22 protein-coding genes are annotated in these 22910 nt (G+C 59.1%); 7 read left to right on the forward strand and 15 right to left on the reverse strand.

Translation table 11 applies throughout. The annotated features are described in order from the left end of the window. Position 1: 1 nt before the first annotated feature. From sucA to sdhC, 5 genes are all read right to left on the reverse strand, one after another. Positions 2 to 2809, reverse strand: a complete 2808-nt coding sequence (sucA, locus tag ACTG27_RS07235) for a 2-oxoglutarate dehydrogenase E1 component (RefSeq protein ID WP_439979407.1) — start codon at positions 2807 to 2809, stop codon at positions 2 to 4. Between the two features lie 115 nt (positions 2810 to 2924). Then, positions 2925 to 3641 (reverse strand): succinate dehydrogenase iron-sulfur subunit, encoded by a 717-nt coding sequence (locus ACTG27_RS07240; protein WP_439979408.1) that lies wholly within the window; start codon positions 3639 to 3641, stop codon positions 2925 to 2927. 16 nt (positions 3642 to 3657) lie between these two features. Next, positions 3658 to 5424 carry a succinate dehydrogenase flavoprotein subunit gene (gene sdhA, locus ACTG27_RS07245; RefSeq protein WP_040066317.1) on the reverse strand — a complete coding sequence of 589 codons (1767 nt, stop codon included), beginning with the start codon at positions 5422 to 5424 and terminating at the stop codon, positions 3658 to 3660. A gap of 1 nt (position 5425) precedes the next feature. After that, a complete protein-coding gene (gene sdhD / locus ACTG27_RS07250) occupies positions 5426 to 5770 on the reverse strand; it encodes a succinate dehydrogenase, hydrophobic membrane anchor protein (RefSeq protein ID WP_005333558.1) in 345 nt (114 codons plus the stop codon). Beyond that, complete coding sequence (sdhC, locus tag ACTG27_RS07255) at positions 5764 to 6141, reverse strand: succinate dehydrogenase cytochrome b556 subunit (protein WP_005333571.1); 378 nt, start codon at positions 6139 to 6141, stop codon at positions 5764 to 5766. Before sdhC ends, sdhD begins: the two co-directional genes overlap by 7 nt. A gap of 64 nt (positions 6142 to 6205) precedes the next feature. On the opposite strand from sdhC, the gene ACTG27_RS07260 reads away from it, so the two are divergent. The 3 genes from ACTG27_RS07260 to ACTG27_RS07270 all read left to right on the forward strand — a co-directional run bounded on the left by ACTG27_RS07260 (position 6206) and on the right by ACTG27_RS07270 (position 8283). Then, on the forward strand, positions 6206 to 6406 hold the full coding sequence (locus ACTG27_RS07260; protein ID WP_124929313.1) for a hypothetical protein: 201 nt from the start codon (positions 6206 to 6208) through the stop codon (positions 6404 to 6406). A gap of 177 nt (positions 6407 to 6583) precedes the next feature. Then, positions 6584 to 7870, forward strand: coding sequence for a citrate synthase (locus ACTG27_RS07265; protein ID WP_005333572.1), 1287 nt, complete (start codon positions 6584 to 6586; stop codon positions 7868 to 7870). A gap of 92 nt (positions 7871 to 7962) precedes the next feature. Continuing rightward, the gene (locus ACTG27_RS07270; RefSeq protein ID WP_139407808.1) at positions 7963 to 8283 is read left to right on the forward strand and encodes a DUF4377 domain-containing protein; all 321 of its coding nucleotides are present in this window, start codon (positions 7963 to 7965) and stop codon (positions 8281 to 8283) included. Between the two features lie 77 nt (positions 8284 to 8360). On the opposite strand, the gene ACTG27_RS07275 is transcribed toward ACTG27_RS07270, so the two are convergent. Together ACTG27_RS07275 and ACTG27_RS07280 are read right to left on the reverse strand one after the other, a co-directional pair. Further along, entirely contained in the window at positions 8361 to 8801 is a 441-nt protein-coding gene (locus ACTG27_RS07275; RefSeq protein WP_439979409.1) for an acetyltransferase, read from the reverse strand. A gap of 58 nt (positions 8802 to 8859) precedes the next feature. Next, positions 8860 to 9705 carry a DUF5718 family protein gene (locus ACTG27_RS07280; protein WP_150996401.1) on the reverse strand — a complete coding sequence of 282 codons (846 nt, stop codon included), beginning with the start codon at positions 9703 to 9705 and terminating at the stop codon, positions 8860 to 8862. A 338-nt stretch (positions 9706 to 10043) separates the two neighbouring features. Between ACTG27_RS07280 and ACTG27_RS07285 the strand changes: the two genes are divergently transcribed. Beyond that, on the forward strand, positions 10044 to 10436 hold the full coding sequence (locus ACTG27_RS07285; RefSeq protein ID WP_150996403.1) for an NUDIX hydrolase: 393 nt from the start codon (positions 10044 to 10046) through the stop codon (positions 10434 to 10436). Between the two features lie 374 nt (positions 10437 to 10810). On the opposite strand, the gene ACTG27_RS07290 is transcribed toward ACTG27_RS07285, so the two are convergent. Next, positions 10811 to 10978: a hypothetical protein gene (locus ACTG27_RS07290; protein ID WP_258720683.1), complete on the reverse strand. Its 168-nt coding sequence runs from the start codon at positions 10976 to 10978 to the stop codon at positions 10811 to 10813. Between ACTG27_RS07290 and ACTG27_RS07295 the strand changes: the two genes are divergently transcribed. Continuing rightward, entirely contained in the window at positions 10925 to 12043 is a 1119-nt protein-coding gene (locus ACTG27_RS07295; protein WP_150996405.1) for a glycerol dehydrogenase, read from the forward strand. The genes ACTG27_RS07290 and ACTG27_RS07295 overlap by 54 nt on opposite strands. 106 nt (positions 12044 to 12149) lie before the next feature. On the opposite strand, the gene pdxY is transcribed toward ACTG27_RS07295, so the two are convergent. The 3 genes from pdxY to ACTG27_RS07310 form a co-directional block, all read right to left on the reverse strand. Next, positions 12150 to 13013 (reverse strand): pyridoxal kinase PdxY, encoded by an 864-nt coding sequence (gene pdxY, locus ACTG27_RS07300; RefSeq protein WP_150996407.1) that lies wholly within the window; start codon positions 13011 to 13013, stop codon positions 12150 to 12152. A gap of 172 nt (positions 13014 to 13185) precedes the next feature. Beyond that, complete coding sequence (locus ACTG27_RS07305; protein WP_439979410.1) at positions 13186 to 13962, reverse strand: DUF429 domain-containing protein; 777 nt, start codon at positions 13960 to 13962, stop codon at positions 13186 to 13188. 83 nt (positions 13963 to 14045) lie between these two features. Continuing rightward, the gene (locus tag ACTG27_RS07310; protein ID WP_005333596.1) at positions 14046 to 14609 is read right to left on the reverse strand and encodes a VC2662 family protein; all 564 of its coding nucleotides are present in this window, start codon (positions 14607 to 14609) and stop codon (positions 14046 to 14048) included. Between the two features lie 260 nt (positions 14610 to 14869). Here ACTG27_RS07310 and ybcJ point away from each other — a divergent pair, with 260 nt between their 5' ends. Beyond that, positions 14870 to 15103 carry a ribosome-associated protein YbcJ gene (gene ybcJ / locus ACTG27_RS07315; protein ID WP_005361116.1) on the forward strand — a complete coding sequence of 78 codons (234 nt, stop codon included), beginning with the start codon at positions 14870 to 14872 and terminating at the stop codon, positions 15101 to 15103. Positions 15104 to 15136: 33 nt separating this feature from the next. On the opposite strand, the gene ACTG27_RS07320 is transcribed toward ybcJ, so the two are convergent. The 4 genes from ACTG27_RS07320 to ACTG27_RS07335 all read right to left on the reverse strand — a co-directional run bounded on the left by ACTG27_RS07320 (position 15137) and on the right by ACTG27_RS07335 (position 22232). After that, positions 15137 to 15610, reverse strand: coding sequence for a DUF4442 domain-containing protein (locus ACTG27_RS07320; RefSeq protein ID WP_005352552.1), 474 nt, complete (start codon positions 15608 to 15610; stop codon positions 15137 to 15139). 166 nt (positions 15611 to 15776) lie between these two features. Continuing rightward, entirely contained in the window at positions 15777 to 17528 is a 1752-nt protein-coding gene (locus tag ACTG27_RS07325) for an ABC transporter transmembrane domain-containing protein (RefSeq protein ID WP_439979411.1), read from the reverse strand. After that, entirely contained in the window at positions 17525 to 19261 is a 1737-nt protein-coding gene (locus ACTG27_RS07330; protein ID WP_439979412.1) for an ABC transporter transmembrane domain-containing protein, read from the reverse strand. Before ACTG27_RS07330 ends, ACTG27_RS07325 begins: the two co-directional genes overlap by 4 nt. 166 nt (positions 19262 to 19427) lie before the next feature. Beyond that, positions 19428 to 22232, reverse strand: a complete 2805-nt coding sequence (locus ACTG27_RS07335) for a response regulator (RefSeq protein WP_439979413.1) — start codon at positions 22230 to 22232, stop codon at positions 19428 to 19430. Between the two features lie 187 nt (positions 22233 to 22419). Between ACTG27_RS07335 and trxC the strand changes: the two genes are divergently transcribed. Beyond that, complete coding sequence (trxC, locus tag ACTG27_RS07340) at positions 22420 to 22854, forward strand: thioredoxin TrxC (protein WP_439979414.1); 435 nt, start codon at positions 22420 to 22422, stop codon at positions 22852 to 22854. Positions 22855 to 22910: the final 56 nt, after the last annotated feature.

Consider the following 22910-nt stretch of genomic DNA (forward strand, 5'->3'; position numbering starts at 1 on the left):
TTTACAGGGTAAGGGCATCTTCCACCAAGGCTTTTTGCTGCTTGGCGTGGACAGACATGTAACCGACGGCCGGTGAGGCTGACGCGGGGCGACCGGCATAACGCAGGGTGGCTCCGGCTGGCAGCACGCCATCGTAGTGGTGGCGGGTGCAGTACCAGGCGCCCTGGTTCTGCGGCTCTTCCTGACACCAGACAAAGTCGGTGACATGGCTGTAATCGGCCAGAATGGCGCGCACTTCCTCTTCCGGGAAGGGGTAGAGCTGCTCAATTCGCACCAGTGCCACATCTTGCTGCTCGGCCTTGCGACGGGCATCGAGCAGGTCGTAGTAGACCTTGCCGGAGCAGAAGACCACACGCTTGACCGCTCTCGGATCCAGCGCATCGATCTCGCCGATGGCGTTCTGGAAGGTACCTTCCGCCAGCTCTTCGAGCTTGCTCACCGCCAGCGGATGGCGCAGCAGGGATTTGGGCGTCATGACGATGAGCGGACGGCGCATCGGGCGCACAACCTGACGACGCAGCATATGGAACACCTGCGCCGGGGTTGAGGGCACGCACACCTGCATGTTGTGCTGGGCGCACATCTGCAGATAACGCTCCAGACGGGCGGAGGAGTGCTCCGGGCCCTGCCCCTCGTAACCGTGCGGCAGCAGCATGGTCAGGCCGCACATCCGGCCCCACTTCTGCTCACCGGAGGAGAGGAACTGATCCACCACTACCTGGGCACAGTTGGCGAAATCGCCGAACTGGGCTTCCCAGATGGTGAGGCCAGCCGGCTCGGCGCTGGCGTAACCATATTCAAAGGCCAGTACCGCGTTCTCGGTCAGCACAGAGTCATACACCTCGAACGGGCCTTGCTCGTCGTGCAGGTTGCACAGCGGGGTGTAGGTGCTGGCATCGGTCTGGCTGTGCAGCACAGCGTGGCGGTGGAAGAAGGTGCCACGGCCGGAATCTTCACCGGTAAAGCGGATGCGGGACCCCTTGTCCACCAGAGTGGCGTAGGCCAGGGTCTCGGCAAAGCCCCAATCCACCAGCTTCTCGCCAGCGGCCATCAGACGGCGGTCTTCGTAAATCTTCTCGACCTGACGCTGCAGCACGTGGGTCGCCGGATACTGGCTCACCCGCTCGCCGAGGCTCTTGAGGTGATCCATCGGCACGGCACTCTCATAGGCCATGTTCCAGTCGTGGCCCAGATAAGGGGTCCAGTCGACGGAGTGCAGCTCCATCGGCCGCCACTCCTTGCTCACCCGCTCGCCGCGATCCAGCGCTTCACGATACTCGTTGACCAGTTCGGTCGCCCGCTCCTGAGCGAGGCTCCCCTCGGCCACCAGCTGATCGGCGTAGATCTTGCGCGGGGTCGGGTGCTGCTTGATCTTCTGGTACATCAGCGGCTGGGTCGCGCTCGGCTCGTCCGCTTCGTTGTGACCGTGACGACGGTAGCAGACCAGTTCGATCACCACGTCGCGTTTGAAGGTATTGCGGTAATCCAAGGCAATCTGGGTCACCAGCACCACGGCTTCCGGATCATCCCCGTTGACGTGCAGCACCGGCGCCTGCACCGCCTTGGCGATGTCGGTGCAATATTCGGTGGAACGCAGGTCACGGATATAGGAGGTGGTGAAACCGACCTGGTTGTTGATGACGATGCGCACCGTCCCGCCGACACCATAGGCGCGGGTCTGGGACATGTTGAAGGTCTCGGCCACCACGCCCTGACCGGCCATGGCCGAGTCACCGTGAATGGTGATGGGCAACACGCTGGAGCCATCCTTGTCACCGCGACGATCCATGCGGGCACGGACCGAGCCGATGACCACGGGGTTGACGATCTCGAGGTGGGAGGGGTTGAAGGCGAGCGCCAGATGGACGTTGCCACCCGGGGTGGCGAAGTCGGAGGAGAAGCCCATGTGGTACTTCACATCACCGGTACCCCAGGATTCACCGTGCTTGCCGGCAAACTCGTCGAACAGATCCTGAGCGCGCTTGCCCAGCACGTTGATCAGCACGTTGAGGCGACCGCGGTGGGCCATACCGATAACGGCCTCTTTGCAGCCCTGCTCACCGGCGCGACGGATCAGCTCCTTGAGCATGGGGATCATGGCGTCGCCACCTTCCAGCGAGAAGCGCTTGGCTCCCGGGAACTTGGCGCCCAGATATTTCTCCAACCCTTCGGCGGCGGTCAGGCTCTCGAGGAAACGGGTCTTCTCTTCGAGGGTGTAACTCCCCTTCCCTTCAATGGATTCGAGACGCTGTTGCAGCCAGCGCTTCTCTTCCGTGGAGGTGAGGTGCATGTAGTCGGCGCCGATGGAGCCGCAATAGGTCTTCTTCAGCGAGGCGTAGAGGTCGGAGAGCACCATGGTCTCGCGACCGATGGCGTAGGAGCCCACATTGAAGGTGGCCTCCATATCTGCGCCCTGCAGGTTGTGGAACGCAGGATCCAGTTCGGCAACGGTTTCACGCTGCCACAGGCCCAGCGGGTCCAGATTGGCATTCTGGTGACCACGGAAACGGAAGGCGTTGATCAGCTGCAATACCCGCACCTGCTTGGCATCCACTTGCGGATCGGAGACGGGGGCACTGTAGCGAGAGGGATCCTTGGCCAGACGACGGAAATAATCGCGGACCTGGGAGTGGGGTTGTTCAACCGCATGGCCATTGACCTGGGGCAGCTCGCTAAACAGGCTGCGCCACTCGTCGGACACGGAGTCAGGATTTTCCAGGAAGGATTCGTACAAATCCTCGATATAGCTTGCATTCGCACCAGCCAGGTGAGATGACTCCAACCAGGCCTTCATCACGCCGTTATGCATTTCTATCCCTTGTACTTCTTGTTACTGCTGCGCAGCTTGTAGGGGTCAAATAGCCATCCTGCCACGGGTGGGATGGCTATCCAGAGGTCGGGCCAGCACCTGGCCGGCCCTGATACTAAACAGCCCGATTGAGCAACATCGACTTGATCTGGCCAATCGCCTTGGTCGGGTTCAAGCCTTTCGGACAGACGTTCACGCAGTTCATGATGCCATGGCAGCGGAACACGCTGAATGCGTCGTCCAGATTCCCCAGTCGTTCGATGGTCGCGGTGTCGCGGCTGTCAGCCAGCCAGCGGTAGGCGGCGAGCAGCCCGGCCGGACCGATGAACTTGTCGGGATTCCACCAGAAGGAGGGGCACGAAGTGGAGCAGCAGGCACAGAGAATGCACTCGTACAGGCCGTCAAGCTTGGCGCGCTCTTCGGGGGATTGCAGGTGCTCACGCACCGGCGGCAACTTGTCATCATTGATGAGGAAGGGTTTGACCTTCTCCCACTGGGTGTAGAACTGGGTCATGTCGATCACCAGATCACGGATCACCGGCAGGCCGGGCAAGGGGCGGATAACGACGTTATTGCCCTTCTTCAGCAGGTCGGAGAGCGGGGTGATACAGGCAAGACCGTTCTTGCCATTCATGTTGAGACCGTCTGATCCACAGACCCCTTCGCGGCAAGAGCGGCGGAAGGCGAGCGTGGGATCCAGCTCTTTCAACTGGATCAGTGCGTCGAGCACCATCATGTCGGAACCTTCAGGAATATCAAGACGATATTCCTTCATATGGGGGACGTTATCAACATCCGGATTGTATCTGTAGACAGAGAATGTGACGTTCATAGGGCTGGCTCCGCAATCAGTAAGTCCGGACCTTGGGCGGGAACGCCTCACGGGTCTTGGGTGACATGTTGACAGCGCGACGGGTCATGGACTCGGTGTCCGGATGATAGAGGCTGTGGCACAGCCAGTTCTCGTCGTCGCGATCCGGGAAGTCAAAGCGGCAGTGAGCACCGCGACTCTCGGTACGGAAGTTGGCGGCAACCGCCGTGGCAAACGCCGTCTCCATCAGGTTGTCCAGCTCCAGGCACTCGATGCGCTGGGTGTTGAACTCTTTGGAGGTGTCATCCAGACGGGCTGACTTGAGGCGCTCGCGGATAACTTTGAGCTCGGCCAGCCCCTCTGCCATCGCCGCACCTTCGCGGAATACGGAAAAGTTGTTCTGCATGCAGCGCTGCAGGTCTTTGCGGATCTGCACCGGGTCTTCCCCGTCACGGCAATTTTCCCAGCGGTTGAAGCGGGCCAGTGCGGCATCCAGATCCGACTCGGAAGCATCGCGGCCGTGATCCATCTCGCCCAGGGTGTTGACCAGATGCATGCCGGCAGCGCGGCCGAACACCACCAGATCCAGCAGGGAGTTGCCACCCAGACGGTTGGCGCCGTGCACCGAGACGCAGGCAATCTCGCCCACCGCAAACAGACCGACTACCGGCACATCGTTGCCGTTCTTGTCCTGGGTCAGGCACTGGCCATTCACGTTGGTCGGCACGCCGCCCATCATGTAGTGGCAGGTCGGGATGATCGGGATCGGCTCTTTGACCGGATCCACGTGGGCAAAGGTGCGAGAGAGCTCGCAGATGCCCGGCAGACGGGATTCCAGCACCTCTTTGCCGAGGTGATCCAGCTTGAGCTTGATGTGTGGACCCCAGGGACCGTCGCAGCCACGGCCTTCACGGATCTCGATCATGATGGAGCGGGCCACCACGTCGCGACCGGCCAAGTCCTTGGCGTTCGGGGCGTAACGCTCCATGAAGCGCTCGCCATCTTTATTGAGCAGATAGCCGCCTTCACCACGGCAGCCTTCAGTTACCAGCACCCCTGCCCCGGCGATGCCGGTCGGGTGGAACTGCCACATCTCCATGTCCTGCACGCCGACGCCGGCACGCAGCGCCATACCGACACCGTCACCTGTATTGATGTGGGCATTGGTGGTGGACTGGTAGATACGACCGGCACCGCCAGTCGCCAGCACAGTGGCCTTGGCCTTGAAGTAGACCACTTCACCGCTCTCCATATCGATGGCGGTACAACCTACCACGTGGCCATCCTGGTTTTTCACCAGATCCAGCGCATACCACTCGGAGAAGACGGTGGTCTTGTTCTTGACGTTTTGTTGGTAAAGGGTGTGCAGCAGGGCGTGACCGGTACGGTCGGCCGCAGCGGCAGTTCGGGCAGCCTGCTCGCCACCGAAATTCTTGGACTGACCACCAAACGGGCGCTGGTAGACAGACCCGTTGTCGAAACGGGAGAAGGGCAGCCCCATGTTCTCCAGCTCATAGATAGCCTCGGGGCCGGTTTTGCACATGTACTCGATGGCTTCCTGATCACCGATGTAATCGGAACCTTTTACCGTGTCATACATATGCCACTGCCAGTTGTCATCGTGGGCATTGCCCAGCGCAACCGTGATCCCGCCCTGGGCGGAGACAGTGTGAGAACGGGTTGGAAAAACCTTGGACAACAGAGCGCAGCTCTTGCCGGACTGGGCAATCTGCAGCGCGGCGCGCATACCGGCACCACCGGCACCAATCACCACCGCATCAAATTCACGAGTTGGAATAGTCACCTTACACACCCCACAGCACGACGAAACCCGTCATCAGATAGACAAACAGCACCACGACCAGGGCAAATTGCAGCGCCCCGCGCAGCCCTACCGGCTTGATATAGTCAGTCAGCACCTGCCACAGACCAATCCAGGCGTGGATCAGTACGCAGAGCAGGGTCAACAGGGTGAATACCTTGGTGAATGTTTTGGCAAAGAAGCCTGCCCACACCTCGTAGGTGATGTCGTTGAACGCGACAAAGCCCACCAGATAGAGGACATAACAGGTCATGATGAGGGCGGTGGCGCGGATCAGGATGTAATCGTGAACGCCGCTGCGCCCGAAGGTTGCAGAATTGGTTACCATACAAGCACTCCCGCCAATACAGCCAGGATCGCGGTGATCACGAAGGCCACGCGGGCACTCTGATTGCCGGATTCCAGCTCTTCCCAATAGCCCATATCCATGACCAGATGACGCAAGCCGCCCACAATGTGGTATGCCAGCGCAGTCAGGATCCCCCACAGCACGAGTTTGACCAGGAAGTTGTCCATGATGGCAACCACGGTTTCAAACCCTTCGGGAGAGGCGAGTGAAGTACCAAGCATCCACAGCAAGATGCCCAGTGCAACAAAGGTAATGACCCCTGAAACACGGTGCAGGATGGATGCAATGGCAGTGACAGGAAAGCTGATCGTCTGTAGGTCGAGGTTGACCGGTCTCTGTTTGTTTTTCACGCTTGCCCACTCAGCTCCATTGAGCACGTTAGTTATTGTTTTAACTCACACTTGAGGGCACGGAATGGTGATTGTTGGTTTTTTGTTACCAAAACACTCTGAAAAAGCCAAAACGCGAGTTTTCGGTTTCACATCAGGCTTTGCCAAAGCGTTTCAAACACCCGCAGCCATGACCCACGTGGCGCAGTATATCGGCGGCCTTAACCGAAGACAATCAATTAGCTACAAAGAAAACACAAAACCGCAAACTCGATCGCATATTTAATTTAACATTTCATTAATGCCATTAATGGGGTTCCAGCAAAATTGACATTGATAAGGAACTCTGTTTCAAATAAGGCGCTCCAGCCACTTCGGTATGGGTAACAACCTTTGCCAGCGTCATAAAAGTCGTAATAAAGTAGGACTGGAACCAAATTATAAAGAGCAAAGGAGACGTGCTATGGCTGATAAGATAGCCACCCTACACCTGCCCGGAAAAGATCCGGTCGAACTGCCGATCCTCTCCGGCACCATCGGCCCGGATGTCATCGATGTCAGAAAATTGGGATCACAGGGGTATTTCACCTTTGACCCCGGTTTTATGGCGACCGGTTCTTGCAAATCTGCCATTACCTACATTGACGGGGATCAGGGTGTCTTGCTGCACCGTGGTTACCCCATCGCCCAGTTGGCCACCCAGGCCACCTATCTGGAAGTCTGCTATATCCTGCTGTACGGCGAAGCGCCGACCAAGGCCCAATATGCCGAATTCGAACGCCTGGTCACCCGCCACACCATGGTGCACGAGCAGATCGCCTTCTTCTTCCGCGGCTTCCGTCGCGACTCCCACCCCATGGCCATCATGTGCGGTGTAGTCAGCGCCCTCTCCGCCTTCTATCACGATGCCCTCGACATCAATAACGAGCAGCATCGCGAGATCTGTGCCTTCCGTCTGCTCTCCAAGATGCCGACTCTGGCAGCCATGTGTTACAAGTACTCCATCGGCCAGCCGTTCATGCAGCCGCGTAACGCCCTCTCCTATGCCGGTAACTTCCTGCACATGATGTTTGGCGTGCCGACCGAAGAGTACAAGGTCAACCCCATCGTTGAACGCGCCATGGATCGTATCTTTACCCTCCATGCGGATCACGAGCAGAACGCCTCCACCTCCACCGTTCGTCTGGCTGGCTCCTCCGGTGCCAACCCGTTCGCCTGTATCGCCGCGGGGATCGCCTCCCTGTGGGGACCGGCCCACGGTGGTGCCAACGAAGCCTGCCTGCGCATGCTGGAAGAGATCGGCTCGGTGGATCGCATCCCCGAGTACATCGCCAAGGCCAAGGACAAGAATGATCCGTTCCGCCTGATGGGCTTCGGTCACCGCGTCTACAAGAACCACGACCCCCGTGCCACCGTGATGCGCGAAACCTGCCACGAAGTACTGACCGAGCTGCAGATCAAGGATCCGCTGCTGGACGTGGCCATGGAGCTGGAGCGTATTGCGCTCTCCGACCCCTACTTCGTCGAGAAGAAACTCTACCCGAACGTGGACTTCTACTCCGGCATCATCATGAAGGCGATCGGCATCCCGATGAGCATGTTCACCGTGATCTTCGCCATCTCCCGCACCATCGGCTGGATTGCCCACTGGAACGAGTTCCACTCAGACCCGGACAGCAAGATTGGTCGTCCACGCCAGCTCTACGTGGGTCACCCGCTGCGCGAGTTCACTCCGCTCGAGCAGCGCTAACCACTGCGCTGATATGGTTTGTTACAAAGGCGGTCATTGACCGCCTTTTTGTTTGCCGCTCTAATGCCCCCTTTCGCGTTAAGGAGTCCATTATGAAACCACTGTTTATCAGCGCAGCCTTGCTGCTGACCGCCTGCCAGAGCACCCCCGCCTCGTCACAGGGGGAGACCCTCTATATCAACAGCCAGTTGGTCGATTGCGTCGGGGTTGGCCCGATGCAGTGCATGCAGGTTCGCAGTGATGAGCAGCAGCCCTGGACGCTGTTCTACCAGAATATTGAAGGTTTCCAGTTCGAGCCTGGCTATCGCTACCAGCTCACTGTCAGCAAGGAGCAGCTCACCGATGTGCCGGCCGATGCCCCCTCCGTGCGCTATCAGCTGATCAAGGTAGTGAACAAGGTCGCCAGCAAGTAACAAACACGATCAAAAAACGGGGGATGGCTGATGCCATCCCCCGTAGGTTTATGGGTACTGCGCCTCATCAGGCACGATCAGGTCGGCGCCAGCGCCATATGCAGCAGCGGATAGGGTTTGCCCTGACCATCCAGCGGCGAGCGACCCGTCACAGTGAATCCCATCTTCAGATAGAAGCCCACCGCCTGTTCGTTCTGCTCGTTGACGTCAACCTGCGTCGCGCCGCCCTGCGTGATCGCATGCGCCACCAGCAAACGCCCCACGCCACTACCGCGCGCCTCGGGAGCCACAAACAGCATCTCCAACTTGCCCTCGTGCACTCCGCTAAAACCCGCAATATTCCCCTCTTCTGTACGGGCACAGTGCAGTGTTACCGCATCGAAGTAGTGCTCCAGAATAAGCGGTTTAAGCGCGAGGATCTCGGCCTCGGGCAGAAAGTGGTGGGTCGCCCGCACCGAGGCCTCCCACAGCGCGATCAGGGCCGGATAATCGGCCCGCGTTACAGTATCAATCTTCATCAATGACTCTTTGTTGCAGCCCGCAGGATGGCTGTGGCCTCCCCGCGGGCCAATCTGATTAGCGCGCCTGCACCGCCTGCAGCAGCACCGACACATCGGCACCAAAACTGCGGGTACGGATCGCCTCGCGGATATCCGCTTCGCTATAACGGCTGCCCGGATAGACCACCACGCAGGAGGTGTCGCCGGGCTTGAGGAAGTGGGTCTCGCCAAACGGGGTATAACGGGTGGCGCCGATACTGATGAGCGCGTGGGGAGGATGCCCCGCCTGCGCCAGCAGCCCCTGAATGTGCTCCGCCGGACCTTCATCCTGCTGATGGTTGAACTTGTCGATGGCCCAGTCGAGCAGCTTGCCGTGGAAGTAGCTGTAGTCGATGGCGGCGCTGTCTACCCCGTAAGCGTGCAGCTCACCATCGCGCTCCAGATAGCAGGCGATGCGATAGTCATCGAGCTCGCAACCGGCGGCAAAACCGGAAAGCGGCAGCAGGTTGGCCGCCAACCCCTTGCTCTCTTCGCCCCAGTTCTTCTTCTCGCTGATCTTCTTGGCGTTGGGACGGCGGATGGAACAATCGTTATAGGCACCAAAGGCGCGGGGATGGATCGCCACCACCTGCTTGCCGGCATACTCCAGCTCGCACCAGAGGGCTACTTCCGGCTCGATCTGCACCTTCTCGTCACCACTGACCGCCGCTTCCGGCAGGAAGATCGCCTTGTCGCTCAACGGGAATACCCCGAGCTGACCCGGATGGCCCGGCACGAAGAAGGGGAACAGCGCCTTGGGCGCCGTGGTATCGCGCACCACGACCGCTACGAAGTCTGACGCTTCACCCGCCTGCTCCAGATGACCGGCGAAATTGCCCGCGACCCCGAGTCCGATAAACTTGCTCTCTGCTGCTATCTGCATCTTGCTCACCTGCATCTTGCCAACGCAAGGTAGCAGGCTCGTCGCCTACTACCGCTAAAGTGGCAAGATTAAACCACAAGGGCCCCGCCTTCGCCCAGTCCGGCCCTGTAGTGATGTGCGCCAGTCCACTTTTTTAGGGACGAGAAAGCTGTGGCGAACCAGCGATTGCGCACTCATTCAGCTACGCAGTCACCGCGCTGGAAACAGTGCGTTTCCGGCCTATCCCCTCTTTCTCCTTGGGACTCAACTTCATCTTTGTTAGGCTGCCGGCATGCAAAACAACTGTGCGCTTAAGTGCGCCACTGCTCATCACGGCAACCCCATTGGAGAGAAAACGGATGATCGACAAACTCGCTTGGCTCACCTTTAAAGATCAGCAACTGCTCTGCGCCCGCTCCCACGGCAAGGACATCTATTACATCCCGGGCGGCAAGCGGGAACCGGGCGAGAGCGACGAGGCGGCGCTGATCCGCGAGATTGAGGAGGAGCTGGCTGTCTCCCTGCAGCCCGATACCCTGCGCTTTGCCTGCGAGTTCAGCGCTCAGGCCGATGGCAAACCGGCAGGAGTCGAGGTGAGACTGCGCTGCTACACCGGCGAAGCGAGCGGCACCCCAATCGCCTCGGCCGAGATTGCCGAGCTGCGCTGGCTCGACAGCTCTCACCTCGATGAGCTATCCCCCGTCTCCCGCCTGCTGTTTACCTGGCTGGTTGAGCAGGGGCTGATCCGCTGACAAGCCGTGCTTGCGGCGAGCATAAGTACCTACCTCATATGAACCAACGGTGGCAATCAGCCACATAACAGCGCAACGACAAGGATGTCAGATGGATATTGTGAAAGTTAAAAGTGCAGCGACCTACCAAAGTGCACGCAACGCCGATGGCTCCCTTGCTGCGACCGCCATCTTCTACAAACTGCTCTGACGATCTCCTATCCCTTATCCAAATACAGCAGGGTCGCACCAAGCGGTCCTGCTTGTTGCTGCGTGACTGTTTGTTGCAGCAATATGGCTTGCGACGGATTGCCACGATACGGCCATTGCGCCTGTATGCCTCAACACCGCCAATCGCTCGCCCCAAAATACAACCAAACAAACAGAAAGATTAATTAATGATTAAAACGCCCCCCTTTTTCTTCTTCATCTATTGCTTCATCAGGCGTATCGTGAGAGACCCATTTGATAATCAAATCTATGTTGTTCACTGCCTTGAGGAATAATGGATGCCCACTTTGCCCCGTACAGTTACCTCCCCCAAAAAGTTCATCATCGGTCAACACCTTCTCCTGCAACTCCATGAGCACGTTAAAGATTTTGGTGACTATGCGTTGCTCATCAGCGATGAGTTCATTCTGGAGCGGGTACGGGAAGAAGCTTTGGCGGGGCTCCTGCAGGCAGGCCTCAGGGGAGTGGTCGACAAGTTTCGCTATGAATGCACAGAACAGGAGATCCACCGCCTGACCCACCTTGCAGAGCAATATGGTGCGAACGTGATTGTCGGGATCGGCGGCGGCAAGACGCTGGATGTCGCCAAGGCCGTGGCCTTCTATCTGCGCCGTCCGGTTGTGCTATTCCCGACGATTGCCTCCACGGACGCCCCCTGCACGGCACTGGCGGTGATCTATAACCAGGCGGGTGAATTTGAGCGCTATCTGTTCCTGCCGCAAAATCCGGACGTGGTGCTGGCTGACACGGCCATCATTGCCGCCGCCCCTCCCCGCTTCTTTTCCGCAGGCGTTGGTGATGCCCTGGCCACCTATTTCGAGGCGCGCGCCTGCTATCGGTCGGACGGGCTCAATCTGGTCGGCAAGCGCCCTTCACGCACTGGCCTTGGTCTGGCAAAGCTCTGTTACGAGCTGCTTGGTGAGAACATCGAGCTGGCCATGGATGCGATACGCCACCATGTCTCGACCCCGGCGCTTGAGCAGGTTATCGAGGCCACCATCTACCTCAGCGGGGTCGGCGCAGAAGCCGGTGGACTGGCCGCCGCTCATGCCGTCAACAACGGCATGTCACTGATCGCTGAGCTCCATCGTGCCCAGCATGGCGAGAAGGTGGTCTTCGGCTTGCTGACCCAACTTGTGCTTGAGCGCGCCCCGCAACATGAACTTGATGAGGTGTTTCGCATCATCGACTGTGCAGGTCTGCCCATGACGCTGCAAGAGCTGGGGCTCACCCACTTTGATGAAAGCGAGTGGCGCAAGGTGGCGCAGCTGGCCTGCGATCCCCTCGATACCATGGGCAACATGCCGATGACAGTGAGTGAACAGGATGTCTACGCCGCCATGGTAGCGGCCAATGCCATGGCTGAGCGTTATCGCCTCCGCCATCCCCGCGCCTGATTGCTTGCCGCACTAAACAGGCAAACAGTAAAAAGGCTTGCCCATTGGCAAGCCTTTTTCATTTGCATCCCATCCCTTGTCGGGATAGACGAACGTCCGCGCTGACTCAGGGCAGTTTCACCGCTCGCACCGCAACCTCTGGCAGGGCGAAGGCATCTTGCGCGGCGATGAGTTGCAGCTCGTAAGCCTGCTGACGCCAGGTCTCCTGCAGCACCGCATCTACCGAGGCGTTGGTGCGCTCGAACGCGCTGACCGCATCGTGACCGGCCAGCAAATTGGCCAGCATCAGGGCGCTGATAAGATCGCCCACCCCCACCGGCTGGCGGGCAAAGTCATAGAGCGGACGGGCAATCAAGTAATCCCCTTGCGGGGTGGCCAGCAGCATCTCGAAGCGGCTGGAGTCCTGCGCCGCACGACCGAGATGCTTGACCAGCACCAGCTTGACGCCGCGGGCCAGCAGCTGATGGGCAGCCGCGCGGGTCTGATCCAGATCAGCCAGATGGGTATCACAGAGGGTCTCCAGCTCCAGCAGGTTGGGGGCCATCATGTCGGCCACCGGCAGCGCCTGCTCGGTCAGGAAACGGGCGACGCCGGGGGCAACGATGCACCCCTTCTCCGGGTGACCCATCACAGGGTCGCAGAAGTAGATGGCATCGGGGTTGGCCGCCTTGACGGCGTTGACCACGGTCAGGATCTCGTCCCCCTGCTCGGCGGAGCCAAGGTAGCCGCTCAGCACGGCGTCACACTGGCTCAACACCTCGATATTGCCCAATCCTTTCACCAGCGCACTGATATGACCTGCCGGCATCGCCATTCCCTGCCACCCCTGGGCATATTGGGTGTGGTTGGAAAACTGCACCGTGTTGATGGGCCATACATCCATACCAAGGCGGCGCATGGGGAAGACGGCCGCGCTGTTGCCGGCACAACCAAAGACCACGTGGGACTGAATAGAGAGAACGGATTTCATCGGGAATACCACAGCAAAGGATCAGCAAGGTGGGCAATATATCGGATGAAGATAACGATGCGCCACCTTGGCGCGGGATGAACAGGCAATTTCCTGACTAAAGACAGGTTTTTTGCGCCATTTGGCCCGCGTCGACAGGATGAGCGGAGCCATGATGCGCCGCGTCCGTCCGTCACATGCCGTTGCGTTCAACAGCATGACGGGCAAAGTGATAGACCCATCCCTCATCACAAGGCATGTCACTGGGTGGCGAAATCAGCTCAGGCAACACAGTCACCTTGCCACCAGCGGCATATTGCAGCGCCATCAGGGCGCAGAGCGCCGCATCGTAGCGATCGGTGCCGACCATCACGTCCGCAGGCAGTAAGGCCGCCAGCTCGGGTCGTGCCGGGGAGGCCTTGCCGCCCAATTTGGCCAATGCCGGATAGACCTCCAGCACGGCACGACTGGCCTTCGGGGCAACGGTCGGCACCAGTTGCAGATCAGAGAGCTGCGGCAGCATAGAGAGCGCCAGAGTGGCGTTGTTGCCGAGCCGGTCGAAGGTAGCCGACAGCGGCTTCTTGCCGTACTGCTGATACAGCCAGCGCTCGCAGTCGCGATAGGCATAGGGGTTGTCTATCTCCCGCTCGGGAGCGGCGCAGCTGTGTTGTTGGCCGTTGAGCAGATCCCGCAAGGCGCGGGGAAAGGCGAGCGGAGCATCGATACCGAGCGCCAGTTGCGGGCAGGCTTCTACCTGCATCAGGGTCAGCTCGTTTTGCAGGGCCGGACGCAGCAGGGCGGCCAGATCCGGCGCCACCCGCGAGCTCAGACGAAACAGCGGCGACACCCCGAGCCAGTGCAGGCGGTTGGATTCGGCCTGCCAGCCCACCACGGCCACCGCCTGGGCACTGCCCTGCCAGCCACGCACATCCCAGCCGATCCCGATTGCACTCATTTGCCCTGCCGTCATCAATTACCTCTGTTCGCCTGTCACAAGTTGCAAGAGGCACAGGGTAATCAGCAGAGGCCCTTAACGCAAAGCGAACCGCCCACTCAGAACGATTTCTGGAAGTTCACCAGTGGCAGAATGGGGAACACGCCGTTGGCGGCATAGTTGGCCAGCCCGATCTGCAAGCCATCGAGGTGCTTGGTCGCATTGATAAAGCCAATCTGGAAGGTGGTACGCTCGGCATAGTTGACGAAGCCGACGTTGGCCAGCGCATTGCCCTTGGCGATATTGACCGCTCCCCAGTTAAGCCCCTGTACATTGTTGGTCAGGTTGACCAGCCCCAGATTGACGCCGGTATCTTGCCCTTCGTGCCAGTTGATGGCGTTGATGGCGACCCCGCCAAACTGGTGGCGCACCCGACCAGCACCGAGGAAGATCCCGAGCTGCAGGCCGCTGAACTGATCCACATCGGAGAGGGCGAAGATCGGCAGATCAATACCCTTCACCTGACCGGTCCGGCCGTAGAGCAGCGAGGCGCGCGCCCCTTCCACCTGATGGGACGCGGGCAAATTGACCCCAGGCAGCGAGACCTGCACCGGAGTACTGGCCTGCGCGACACCGCACAGAGTCAGGGCGCTGCATGCCAGCAGCAGGCGGGAGAGTGTCATGGAAAGTTCCTTGGGCCATTGAGAGTGGCCCGATCCTAACAGTCAGGGGCTAATGTGGGCACACCAGCAGGGACGAGGTGCGTCACGATACGTCACGGGTGGCCCTCTCACCTCTCCATCAGGTCTTGCGAAAGCGCCACCTTAAAGACAATCGGCCACTTTTTCGCAGCGAGTGGCCCCTCTTCCTTTCTTTGCCTGAGCGAACTGCCTAAAATAGTCGCCCTGCTGTATCCGGCATTCATCCATCTAGAGGATTTCCCATGGAGACGTTTCTGCTCGAAGGTCACCCCTTCGTTGCCTTGTGTGACCTTATCAAACATCAGGGGTGGGCCGATTGTGGCGGCGCCGCCAAAGCCCTCGTTGCCGAAGGGCTGGTCGAGGTGGACGGTCAGGTGGAGACCCGCAAGCGCTGCAAGATCGTGGCCGAACAGGTGGTCAACTTCAACGGCATGAAGGTCGTGGTGAAAGAGGGTGTCAGCCCGGAGATTGGCTAAACCCGTTTCGGGGAGCCACTCTCCGGCAACCCGCTAGCTGGCCTTGATCGACAGGGTCAGCACAAAACGCGCCATCGCCTCATCCCCGTTCAATGACGGGCAGGTGGCCACCACCCGGATGGGGCGATTAATGCGCTGACCGCTTGCCAGCGACTCGTCGATCATGGCGTCAATCTCCTCCCCCGCTGCGCAGTCGAACTGCACATCCCCCTCCGGTCGTTTCAAAAACTCCCCCTGCACATCCTTGAAGGCGAAGTGCACCTTCTTGCGCCGCTGCCGCCCCTTCTCCATCACCAGTAGACCACCTACCAGATCGGCGCCGGTCGCCAGCGCGCCAAAATACATGCTGCCCAGGTGGTTGCGGGTACGCCAGCCAAGAGGAATGCGAATGCGCAGCGCTTTGGCGTTCATCTCTTCGATGATCGGGGCACAAAACCCGATGACGGGAATATAGCGCCAGGCAAACAGCCGAAGCGCCAGATTGGCTTTGAAGCGTTGCAAATCCATATGCGAACTGATCCGATGAGTTAATGTAAACAACATGTTGCCTGCATCTGCGCCATTCGACAAGCACAGGGATCACGGTTACGACCTTTGCCCAACGCAAAAAAACAGAGGGAACCGCACCGGTTCCCTCTTTTCACTCATGTCGCTGTTACAGCAAATGTGCCGATCAGGCGCGCTTCTCTTCGAGCCAAGCCCCCTGACTCTGCATCTCGAACAGCTGGGCATAGTGACCGCCGAGGGCCATCAACTCACCATGGGTACCCCGCTCATTCACCTGACCGCGGGAGAGCAGCAGGATCTCGTCCGCATCGACGATGGTCGAGAGGCGGTGGGCGATGGCGATGGTGGTGCGGCCACGACGGGCAGCAGAGATCGCCTGCGACAGCGCCAACTCGGTCTGGGAGTCCACGCTGGCCGTCGCTTCATCCAGAATGAGGATACGCGGATCTCCCACCAGTGCGCGGGCAAAGGAGAGCAGTTGCCGCTGACCGGCGGAGAGGTTCTTGCCACCCTCCTCCATCAGGGTGTTGATCCCCTGTGGCAAGCTGTGCACAAACTCGGCCAGCTGCACCTCGCTCAGCGCCTGCCAGAGCCGCGCGTCATCTATGCCGGCGCGGCCGAGACGCAGGTTCTCCGCCAGGGTGCCGACAAAGATAAAAGGATCCTGCTGCACCAGCCCGATGCTGCGGCGCACCGCCGCCAGCGACAGGGTATCCAGTGCGTGATCATCGAAGCGGATCTGCCCCTGATCCAGCGGATAGAAGCCCATCAGCAGGCTGATAATGGTGGACTTGCCGCTGCCGGTATGGCCCACCAGCGCCAGCATCTGGCCCGGTTTCGCGGCAAAACTGACCTCCCGCAGCACCTGCTGCTCACCATCGTAGGAGAAGCTCACCCGCTCGAAACTGACCCGCCCTTCCAGCGGGATCATCTCGCCGTCGGTGCTCTCGCGGGTTTCATCGAGCAGGGCAAAGACCCGCTCCCCCGCCACCATCGCCTGCTGCAGCTGGTTGAGCTGGTTGGTCATCTCGATGAGCGGCTCGATCATCCGGCCCAGATAGCTTATAAAGGCGTAGAGCACCCCTACCTGAATGGCACCAGTGCTGCTCAATCCCTCGTGGGCAAACAGCGCCAACAGGCCAATCAGCACCAGCATGTAGAAGAGATCGATGAGCGGGCGCAGCAAAATGCCGTTGATCTTGAGGCTCTTGATCCGTGCCGACCAGTGTTGCTGGTTCACCTCGGCAAAGGCGTTGGCAAAGTGGCGCTCCTGCACCATGGCCTGGATCACCGGCATCCCCTGCAGCGATTCGTTGAGGCGGCTGTTGATGTCGGAAAGCAGACTCCGGGTCGCTCGCACCACTGGCACGCTCAGTTTCTGGTAGAGCCACATCACCCCACCCACTGCGGGCAGCAACAGGGAGCAGACCAGCATCAGCCGCAGATCCAGCAGCGCCATGGAGATGAGGATGCCGCACAGCAGCACCACCTTTTGCACCAGCAAGCCGATCACCTGCACATAGAGGTTCATGATCGCTTCGGTGTCGTTGGTGATGCGGGAAATCAGCGAGCCGGAGCGATGCTTGTCAAAATAGCGGGCTGGCAACCGGATGGCGGTAGCAAATACCTGCTCGCGCAGGGTTTGCACCACCGCCTGAGCGATGCGATTGAAGCGCAAGGATTGCAAATAGAAACCCGCCGCCGACAGCACCTGCAAACCCAGATAGCCCGCTGCGATCAGGGCAATGGTGGGCAGCACAATATTGCGAGGCGCCAGATAGTCATCGATAAAGAGCTTGATCAGTAGCGGTCCGGCCACTTCGGCGCCGGTTGCGAGCAGCAAACAGATCCCCGCCTGAATAAGCCAGCGAGGATACTGGGCGCAGTAGGCGAGCAGTCGTTTAATGGTCGGATTCACAGGCTCTCCTCCACCGCTTCTTCGAGACGCTGATAACGCACCATATCTGCATACCAGCCATTGTGCGCCATCAGGGCACCGTGATGACCCCGTTCGCTAACGGTCCCCTGCTCCAGCACCAGGATCTCGTCGGCCTGCTCCACCGCCGTCATGCGATGGCTGACCAGGATCAGGGTGCGACGATGGGCTTTGAGAGCGTGCAGAATTTGCTGCTCGGTGTGGGCATCCACCGCCGAGAGCGCATCATCGAGCACCAGAATGGGCGCATCCAGCAGCAGGGCGCGGGCAATGGCCAGCCGCTGTTTCTGGCCGCCGGAGAGGGTCACCCCTTTCTCCCCCACCTCGGTCTCATAGCCCTTGGGGAAACGCACGATATCATCGTGGACACAGGCAATGCGCGCCACCCGTTCGACCTCCTCGCGGCTCGCATCGGGTTTGCCGAGGGCGATATTGGCGGCGATAGTGGTGGAAAACAGGAATGGCTCCTGCGGCACATAGGCAAACTGGCTGCGCAGTGTGGCGAGCGGCAGCTGGTCAATCGGAACGCCACCCATGACAATCGAACCGTGAGTCGGATTGGCAAGGCGCATCAACAGCTTGAGCAGGGAGCTCTTGCCTGCCCCGGTGCGCCCCACCACCCCGAGCATCCCCCCTTGCTTGAGGGTAACGTCGATATCCGCAAGCAGGGTGCGCTGCTCGAGTCGATAGCTCACCCCCTTGATCTGCAAAGGAAAGGCAGAGATAAACGCCGCCGGCTGGGCGGGATCTTCGATATCGCTACGCTCCCCCAGCAGGCTTTCGATACGGGAGTAGGCGGCGCTGCCCCGCTCGATGATGTTGAACAGCCAGGCGATGGCAAACATCGGCCAGATCAGCTGGCCAAGGTACATGGTGAAGCTGGTGAGCTCACCCAGGGTCAACTCATCGCGCAGCACCAGCACACTGCCCCCCGCCACCGCGAGGAAGTAGGAGCAACCGATACAGAGATAGATGACCGGATCGAACTTGGCATCGATGCGGGCCACCGCCATATTGCGCTCCCCCGCCTGTTTGGTCAGCTCGGCAAAGCCTTCATCTTCCAGCGATTCAACCGCATAGGATTTCAACACCCGCACGCCGGAAAGGGCCTCCTGGGTCTTGTTGTTGAGCCTGGAGAAGGCCCCTTGCGCCGCCTTGAACTGGGTGTAGATCTGGGTGCCGAAGCGGTTCATGAAATAGGCCATCACCGGCAGCGGCAGCAAGGAGACCAGCGTCAACTGCCAGGAGTACTGGCTGCACATGATGGAGAGCACCAATACCCCGACCATGATGGAGTCCACCAGAGTCAGCACCCCTTCGCCAGCGGTCATCTCCACCGCCTGAATGTCATTGGTGGCATGGGCCATCAAATCGCCAGTACGGTGGCGCTGATAAAAATCTGGGCTCATCCGGGTGAAATGGCTGAAAAGGCGATTGCGCAACACATAGGCCAGACGGTAAGAGGCACCAAACAGCATCACCCGCCAGACGTAGCGCAGCAGATAAATCAGCACACCCAGACCAAACAGTCCCGCCAGATAGCGCATCAGGGTGCCATTGTCGAGACCGCCCTTGGTGATGCCATCAACCACCCAGCCCACCACTTTGGGCGGAATCACGGTCAACAGGGCCACCATCAGCAGCAGGGAGATGGCAGCCAGATAACGGGGCCACTGCTCCTTGAAAAACCAGCTCAATCGTAGAAATACGCTCACACCACCAACCTTTAGCGCTCTCTGCCCGTGACCGCTCCAAGGAACGGCCATCAGAGAAGCCACGCAGAAATAGAAGAATGAAAACAATCGCCTCCGGCTGGAGGCGATTCGAACGAAAGCTCATCATATCCCGAACCGGAATGGTTGAGAATAATTACTATTTAATTCACTGTGACATGCGATCATCCCCTGATGAATAGGGATTATACGAATTTTCATGCTGCTCACCGGTCAACAGGAAGTGTGACACCTCTTCCCGGGTCTGGCTAAAGACCTGTTGCAACTGCTCCAGATCCGTCTCGCTTAGCACCTCGTTTTGCCGCAAGCGCCACTCCAGCTCGCCAGCCACCAATTGCAGACGGGCCGCCGAGATATTGGCAGACACCCCCTTGAGGGTGTGCAGCAGCTTGCTGGCCACCTCGGGCTGCTGACGGCGCAGGGCGGAGCGGATCTCCCACAGATCGTCCTTGTGTTCCGACATGAACAGCTTGAACAGGATCTGCAACGCCTCCTTGTCCTGCTCCAGCCGCTTGAGGGCATCCTGCAGATCGAGGATCCCGATCATATCCGGCGGTTTCACCTCCATGATCCCCGCCTGCTCCACCCCTTGCGGCTTTACCCACTGCAGCAGGTTGTTGTAGAGATCCAGCTTGCTCACCGGCTTGGTGACATAGCCATTCATCCCCACCCCCAGGCAACGCTCCTTGTCACCGGGCATGGCGCTGGCGGTGAGGGCAATGATGGGCACATCGTGTTTGTCGACCATCTTGCGGATCTGGCGGGTGGCATCGAGTCCGTCCAGCACCGGCATCTGCAAATCCATCAGGATCACGTCAAAAGGCTGCTCGGCGACCCGCTCCACCGCCTCCCGACCATTGCTGACCACACACACTACCGCATCGACGCGCCGCAGATACTCGATGATGAGCTGCTGATTGACCCGGTTGTCTTCCGCCAACAGCACTCGGGTACCCTGCAACAGGGATTTGAAGTGTTGCTGATCCCCCTGTGCCTCGGCCTTGCGCAGGTTGAGCTCGTAAGAGCTGCCGTTGAGCAGTTCGTCCACCTTGGCCAGCAGGGCATTTTCGGTCATCGGTTTGGGCAGAAAATGGGTCAGCCCCATGCTGTCCATCCTGGCGTGTAGCCCCTCTCTGGCCCAGGCACTGATCATCAGGATGGGGATCCGCCGCCACTGGCTGTGCTGATACATCTCCAGCGCCAGATCGAGCCCATCCTCCTGACCCATGCGCCAGTCGAGGATCGCCAACCGCAGATTCGGTCCCTCTTCACGGAGCAGCTGACGGGCGCGGGAAAGGGAGTTAACCGGCAGCACTCGCACTCCCGCGCGTGTCAGAATGTCCCGGGCCAGATCCAGCACCAGTTCGTTGTCATCCATCACCATCACCAACGGCTGGTTCTCGAAGAAGACTTTCCGTCCAGCCACGCCGTAGACCGCCTGCGCCATCGGGATATCGAACTTGAACAGAGAGCCGACGCCAGGCTTGCTCTCTACGGTGATCCGCCCCCCCATCAGCTCCACCAGCCGCTGGGAGATATTGAGCCCGAGTCCCGAGCCGCCATATTTGCGGGTATTGCCCGCCTCCAGCTGGGTAAACGCCTGAAACAGTTGGGTCTGCTTCTCTTCGGCAATGCCGATGCCGGTATCGCGAACACTGAAGCGGATCCGCATTGGGTGAGGATTGGCCAGCTCGATGCAGACTTCGACTTCACCGCGTTCGGTAAACTTGATGGCGTTGTTCACCAGATTGACCAGCACTTGTCCCAGTCGCAAGGGATCCCCACGCAAGAAGACCGGCACCTCCGGTGACTTGCGAATAACCACTTCCACGTGTTTGCGCTCCGCCAGATCGGCAAACATGCCCGCCAGCGAATCGAGCTGCTCGCTGAGATCGAAGTCGATCTCCTCCAACGTCAGCTTGCCTGACTCCACCTTGGTCAAATCAAGGATGTCGTTGATCAGCAACAGCAGGGTATCGGATGAGGATTTGATCTTGCCCAGATAGTCCCGCTGTTGTTGATCCAATTCGGTCTGCAGTGCCAGCGAGCTAAAACCTATGATGGCATTCATGGGGGTGCGGATCTCGTGGCTCATGTTGGCCAGAAAATCGCTTTTGGCCTGGGCCAGCAAGCCGGTCTGGCGCGACAACTCGCTCAGCTTCTGGTTGCGACGCCACAGGGTGAAGGCCACCAGCGCAAAGCAGATCAAGGCCCCGCACAGCACCATCAGATAGAAGCGGTTCATCAAAGAGGAAGCGCGCTCCAGCTTGTCGAGTTTCCAGCGCACCAGACTCTCGATCACATGCATGTCGATGAGCTGGTAACGCAAGGTGTGATAGGCCATCACCTGCTGACTCACCTCCCTGCTCAGGCGGATCAGGGTAGCGATCTCCGGCAAGTTGCCATAACGGGATTGCAACTGCTGTTGCAGCTGGTCCAGCGTAGTCTGTTCACGTTTGTCCCAACTGCGCTGCAGATAGTTGCTCAGTTGCGCCAGCTCCTCCAGGTCTCGATGAAGCGCACTGTCTGACGGGCTTATCCCCCGCACCTTTTTAATCTGGGCCTGCAGGGGCGCATTGAGGTACTCGATAGCCATCTCAATGGCATGAAGCCTGGCCAGCGCCATCAGATAGGTGTCCATGTCATCAAGCAGTGCCTGGGAGAGCTCCTCTTGCACCAGCTCGGGATCGCTTCTGACTTCCCGTACAAAACCGTCAAGGGTGATGGATAACTGGTTCAGGCGCTGCTGGACATTGCTGTCATTGGCCTGCTCCCGCCCAAGCAGATAGACGGTATCGGCGTTGATCCGGTTCAGCACCACCTCGGCCGCGTCGTTCAGGTCGTGGGCCTGTTGCTGCTGACTGAGCGACTGCCAGCAGTAGCCCGAAAAGGCGAGCAGCAAGGCAACGATCAGCCCTGGCACAGCACGGTTTTTCCGTGATCCTTTATTCATCCCGTCTCGACTCTCATCTGGTGGTCGCTGAATTATCCGGTTAGGCAATGAACCCTGGGGGAATTATCCACTCCCGCTGGGCACTGTGTTACCGTTATTGCTCTGATATTTCGCTATTGTTTCGCGATTGCTTCATTCTGGCTTCTCATCATATCCCCGGCCAGAGCTGATTTAGAAGGAACCAATTATGTCATTTATCACTACTTATTGTAGCCACTGCTTTACTAGGAACCGCCTGCCCGGTACCCATATCGATACATCTGCCAAATGCGGGCGCTGCAAAGCCCTCCTGTTCAGCCAGACCCCTTGCCTCGGGAATGCGGATAACTTCGATACCCTGATCAACTCAGACATCCCGGTCGTGGTCGATTTCTGGGCCAGCTGGTGCGGCCCCTGCCAGCAGTTTGCTCCGGTATTTCATGAGGTTGCCCATGAACTCGAACCACGGATGCGCTTTGTCAAAGTCGATACCGAGCAGCAGAGCACCATTGCCGCCCGTTACGCCATTCGCAGCATCCCCACCCTGATGGTCTTCAAACAGGGCAAACTGGTGAACCAGATAAATGGCTCCTTGCCCAAGAGCATGTTCAAGCAATGGCTGGAACAGTTCATGGATGTTTGATTTATATTTCGCACATGTTTTATTTATGTGTTCATTTCCTCATTTTTATCAATGAG

It is taken from the genome of Aeromonas sp. 97A (assembly GCF_051919185.1).
In the GTDB taxonomy this organism is placed as follows: domain Bacteria; phylum Pseudomonadota; class Gammaproteobacteria; order Enterobacterales; family Aeromonadaceae; genus Aeromonas; species Aeromonas veronii.

Bases quoted from the DNA above. Each gene is read 5' to 3' on its own strand.
- ACTG27_RS07310 (WP_005333596.1), bottom strand. From the start codon at position 14,609: ATGACACTCTCCCGCCTGCTGCTGGCATGCAGCGCCCTGACTCTGTGC.
- ACTG27_RS07280 (WP_150996401.1), bottom strand. From the start codon at position 9,705: ATGCAGATAGCAGCAGAGAGCAAGTTTATCGGACTCGGGGTCGCGGGC.
- ACTG27_RS07305 (WP_439979410.1), bottom strand. From the start codon at position 13,962: ATGACGGCAGGGCAAATGAGTGCAATCGGGATCGGCTGGGATGTGCGT.
- ACTG27_RS07285 (WP_150996403.1), top strand. From the start codon at position 10,044: ATGATCGACAAACTCGCTTGGCTCACCTTTAAAGATCAGCAACTGCTC.
- ACTG27_RS07275 (WP_439979409.1), bottom strand. From the start codon at position 8,801: ATGAAGATTGATACTGTAACGCGGGCCGATTATCCGGCCCTGATCGCG.
- ACTG27_RS07295 (WP_150996405.1), top strand. From the start codon at position 10,925: ATGCCCACTTTGCCCCGTACAGTTACCTCCCCCAAAAAGTTCATCATC.
- ACTG27_RS07265 (WP_005333572.1), top strand. From the start codon at position 6,584: ATGGCTGATAAGATAGCCACCCTACACCTGCCCGGAAAAGATCCGGTC.
- ACTG27_RS07260 (WP_124929313.1), top strand. From the start codon at position 6,206: ATGGTGATTGTTGGTTTTTTGTTACCAAAACACTCTGAAAAAGCCAAA.
- ACTG27_RS07240 (WP_439979408.1), bottom strand. From the start codon at position 3,641: ATGAACGTCACATTCTCTGTCTACAGATACAATCCGGATGTTGATAAC.
- ACTG27_RS07320 (WP_005352552.1), bottom strand. From the start codon at position 15,610: ATGGATTTGCAACGCTTCAAAGCCAATCTGGCGCTTCGGCTGTTTGCC.
- ACTG27_RS07270 (WP_139407808.1), top strand. From the start codon at position 7,963: ATGAAACCACTGTTTATCAGCGCAGCCTTGCTGCTGACCGCCTGCCAG.
- ACTG27_RS07335 (WP_439979413.1), bottom strand. From the start codon at position 22,232: ATGAATAAAGGATCACGGAAAAACCGTGCTGTGCCAGGGCTGATCGTT.
- sdhD (WP_005333558.1), bottom strand. From the start codon at position 5,770: ATGGTAACCAATTCTGCAACCTTCGGGCGCAGCGGCGTTCACGATTAC.
- pdxY (WP_150996407.1), bottom strand. From the start codon at position 13,013: ATGAAATCCGTTCTCTCTATTCAGTCCCACGTGGTCTTTGGTTGTGCC.
- sucA (WP_439979407.1), bottom strand. From the start codon at position 2,809: ATGCATAACGGCGTGATGAAGGCCTGGTTGGAGTCATCTCACCTGGCT.
- ybcJ (WP_005361116.1), top strand. From the start codon at position 14,870: ATGGAGACGTTTCTGCTCGAAGGTCACCCCTTCGTTGCCTTGTGTGAC.
- trxC (WP_439979414.1), top strand. From the start codon at position 22,420: ATGTCATTTATCACTACTTATTGTAGCCACTGCTTTACTAGGAACCGC.